Annotated in this window: 5 protein-coding genes and 1 pseudogene; 5 read left to right on the top strand and 1 reads right to left on the bottom strand. The window is 40.6% G+C overall.

The window, feature by feature from the left end:
• The coding region (arsM, locus tag AC1DUA_RS31155) for an arsenite methyltransferase (protein WP_477503432.1) at positions 1–646 on the bottom strand (646 nt) is incomplete at its 3' end.
• 296 nt (positions 647–942) lie between these two features.
• Here arsM and AC1DUA_RS31150 point away from each other — a divergent pair.
• The 5 genes and pseudogenes from AC1DUA_RS31150 to AC1DUA_RS31130 form a co-directional block, all read left to right on the top strand.
• On the top strand, positions 943–1,266 hold the full coding sequence (locus AC1DUA_RS31150) for an ArsR/SmtB family transcription factor (protein WP_477503431.1): 324 nt from the start codon (positions 943–945) through the stop codon (positions 1,264–1,266).
• Positions 1,267–1,274: 8 nt separating this feature from the next.
• Positions 1,275–2,687 (top strand): arsenic transporter, encoded by a 1,413-nt coding sequence (locus AC1DUA_RS31145; protein WP_477503430.1) that lies wholly within the window; start codon positions 1,275–1,277, stop codon positions 2,685–2,687.
• A gap of 37 nt (positions 2,688–2,724) precedes the next feature.
• Positions 2,725–2,916, top strand: a pseudogene (locus tag AC1DUA_RS31140) (arsenate reductase/protein-tyrosine-phosphatase family protein); the annotation flags it as partial.
• Positions 2,894–3,385 carry an ArsI/CadI family heavy metal resistance metalloenzyme gene (locus tag AC1DUA_RS31135; RefSeq protein WP_477503429.1) on the top strand — a complete coding sequence of 164 codons (492 nt, stop codon included), beginning with the start codon at positions 2,894–2,896 and terminating at the stop codon, positions 3,383–3,385. The pseudogene AC1DUA_RS31140 and the gene AC1DUA_RS31135, both read left to right, overlap by 23 nt.
• 10 nt (positions 3,386–3,395) lie before the next feature.
• On the top strand, positions 3,396–3,722 hold a 327-nt coding region (locus AC1DUA_RS31130; RefSeq protein ID WP_477503428.1), incomplete at its 3' end, for a protein-tyrosine phosphatase family protein.

Here is a 3,722-nt window from a genome sequence, read left to right as displayed (position 1 = left end):
CAGTAGATGCCCCTGATACACATCCAGCTAATGATCTAATATCACTTTTTAGTTCTTCTGGAAGTTCAGAAGTCATAACCACATCGGATACTGCTAAACGACCACCTGGTTTTAATACACGAAATGCTTCATTAAACACTTGCTGTTTATCCGGTGACAAATTAATAACACAGTTTGAAATAATAACATCAATGGAATCATTCAGTATCGGCAAATGCTCAATTTCACTGAGACGAAACTCTACATTTTCATATCCATGATTCTGAGCATTTTGACGTGCACGACTAACCATTTCTGGTGTCATATCGACTCCATAAACTTTACCCGTTTCTCCAACTTGTCTAGAGGCCAAAAATACGTCAAAACCTGCACCACTGCCCAAATCAAGAACAACTTCTCCCAATTTTAGTGACGCTATTGCTTGAGGATTTCCACATCCTAAACCGAGATTTGCACCATTTGGAACAACATTTAGTTCTTCATTAGAGTAACCTAATTTTGAGGATACTTCATCAGGAGTGTTACAACAGCTTGTTGCTGGCGTAGTGGAGGAGCAACAACTTGCACTAGGAATGCTCTCAACTGCAATCTGTTTATAGCGACTGCGAACATGTTGACGTACCTCATCATTGTGAACCTGACTCATGGACATCTCTCCTTTGACTGCGGCATGAGTTTCTCCATACTGTAAGAGTTCAACATCGCAGCCGCCTCATTAAATCAACTTTATTTGATTAATTAATCTTAACACGTAATAATTGGAAAACTCAAGAGTTAAATCAATTTATTTTGATTAATACTCGATTATACTTTACAAAATCTCAACTTTAATATATAAGTAAATGATTATATAATAATTTACGAATCAAATAGCAGAAGGCTAAATATTAGAGCCGCATGATCTTCATCCTTGAATGTACAGATGCAAAGGAGCGTGTAATTTTGTCCGATATTGAACAATTATCTGAAGTTTGTAAGCTGCTTGGAGACAAAATGAGATTAACCATTCTCTCTCTGCTCAAAGAACGTGAGCTATGTGTATATGAGCTTGTTGAACTCTTACAAACCAGTCAGCCCAATGTGAGTCAGCATATGCGAAAACTGAAGGCTGGCGGTTTAGTAAAAGAGGCCAAAAAGAGCCAATGGGTGTTTTATTCTTTAAATATTGAGGATAAACCCTTTCTGAACGAGTTTTTTCAGCACCTGCCATCCCAAAAAGAAAAAGTGGATGCCATATCTTGTGAAGATCTAAATTGTTGTGATTAGGAGGAACCATGACTTACATTGCGGTACTTATTTTTCTTATTACGTTAACTTTTGTTATTTGGCAGCCTAAGGGCCTCAGTATTGGATGGTCTGCTTCTGCCGGTGCTATCCTAGCTCTTATCTTCCAAGTCGTGTCTTTCCACGATGTACTGACGGTTACATCCATTGTTTGGAATGCTACACTCGCTTTTGTCGCAATTATTCTCATTTCCTTAATCCTAGACAATATCGGATTTTTTGAATGGGCTGCCTTGCATATGGCGAGGATTGCAAAAGGAAACGGACGACTCATGTTTGTGTACGTCATTTTATTAGGCGCGGCAGTTGCTGCCTTTTTCGCAAATGATGGTGCAGCGTTAATTCTAACGCCAATTGTATTAGCGATGGTCCGAGCGTTGAAGCTGCCAGATAAAATGATTTTGCCTTTCATCATGGCAAGTGGTTTCATTGCAGATACAACTTCTTTGCCTCTGATTGTAAGCAACTTAGTGAACATCGTTTCTGCGGACTTCTTCGGAATCGACTTTGTCACTTATGCAAGCCGCATGATTGTCACGAGCTTGTTTTCATTAGCAGCAAGTTTGGTGGTCTTGTACGTTTATTTCAAAAAGGACATTCCAACGAATTACGACATGAAACAATTAAAGCAACCATCAAATGCCATCAAAGATCTTAAGCTTTTCAAAATGTCATGGGTTATCCTGGGTATCCTTCTCGTCGCGTATATAAGCAGCGGATTTATTAAAATTCCTGTTTCCATCATCGCAGGAGTCGTAGCACTGATCTTCATTTTAATGGCTAGATCCAGTAAAGTGATCGAAACAAAACGAGTGATTAAAGATGCTCCGTGGGCTGTAGTCATATTCTCTATCGGCATGTATGTCGTGGTTTATGGCCTTAAAAACGTCGGTCTCACCGATGCCCTAGGAACGGTAGTTGAGAACTTAGCAGGACAAGGATTATTTGTTGCAACAGTAGGAATGGGCTTCTTGTCGGCTATTTTGTCCTCCATTATGAATAACATGCCGACGGTTATGATTGATGCTCTTGCCATTAAAGGTACAAATACAGAAGGTATTATACGAGAAGCACTGATTTACGCCAATGTTGTTGGAAGCGATCTTGGGCCTAAGATAACACCTATCGGGTCACTCGCAACGCTTTTATGGCTTCATGTTCTATCTACGAAAGGTGTAAAAATCACATGGGGCAATTATTTTAAGACAGGTATCATCCTTACTGTCCCAACGCTCTTGATTACCCTCACTGGGCTTTATTTATGGCTTCACGTTATTAATACAACAAGTATGAATATTTGGTTGTTAATTGTTGCAATTGCAGTCGTTGTAGTAGTCTGCGCACTGATCATAAAAGCTATTCTAGGTACAAAACAAATGAAAAAAGGGCATCGAGGCGCTTAAGCCTTAGCTGGTCCTACACAAAAGGAGAAATGAAACCATGGAGAACAAAAAACCGTTAGTTTATTTTCTTTGCACAGGAAACTCATGCCGCAGCCAAATCGCTGATGGATATTTAAAAGCTTTAGGCGGGGATAAATACGAAGTAAAAAGTGCTGGTTTAGAAGCCCACGGATTAAATCCACGTGCAGTTGCAACAATGAAAGAAGATGGTATCGACATCTCAAACCATAAGAATGCACGTTGCGGTTAACTGTTCAAACCTTCAGAAGTCGCTCGATTTTTACCATGCTTTCTTTGGTACAGAGCCTACTAAAGTAAAAGACAACTACGCTAAATTTGAGTTGGATGATCCAGCCCTTCACTTTTCCTTAAATGTTCGACCTTTTGAGAAAAAGGGCGTCCTTAATCATTTGGGATTCCAGGTGGATAACACGGAAGATGTTCTGGCTATGGGCGAACGTTTAAGACAAAGCGGACTTCTTCTCATTGATGAGATGAACACCACATGCTGTTATGCGGTTCAAGATAAAGTCTGGGTTTATGATCCGGACGGTAATGCCTGGGAAATTTTTTACACCAAAGAGGATTCGGAGTTTGAATCTGCAGGGGATTTGCAGGATATGTCTCTATGTTGTGCCCCTCCTTCAGCACCATCCTCGCCAGTAACAATTGAATTCACACCCTTTAAGAAAAAGTAAGGAGTCCGATATGCAGAAAAATTATCAAGCTTTGGTAGAAGACAAAATATTTTTCGGCGGAGCTTCAGACGTCGAGGACATGATAAAAAACGAGAACGTTGAGGTTGTTGTCGACTTACGTGGTGAGGCTACGGAGAGTGCCTATCCTGCAGATGGCGTAGAATGGCTTCAGGTGCCGCTTGGTGACAATGCGGAAGATCCACAAGACCAACTATTCCAACAAGCTATAAATCATGTCGTAGAGGCTTATAAGAGCGGTAAAAAGGTCGGATTCCATTGTGGCGGCGGAAAAGGACGTACTGGCGCTGTGGCTATTGGCACATTGATAGCTCTAGGT

This window comes from Paenibacillus sp. 01T422 (assembly GCF_056398785.1).
Note: the sequence above shows the minus strand (reverse complement) of the source record. Positions and strands in the feature narration are given on the sequence as shown.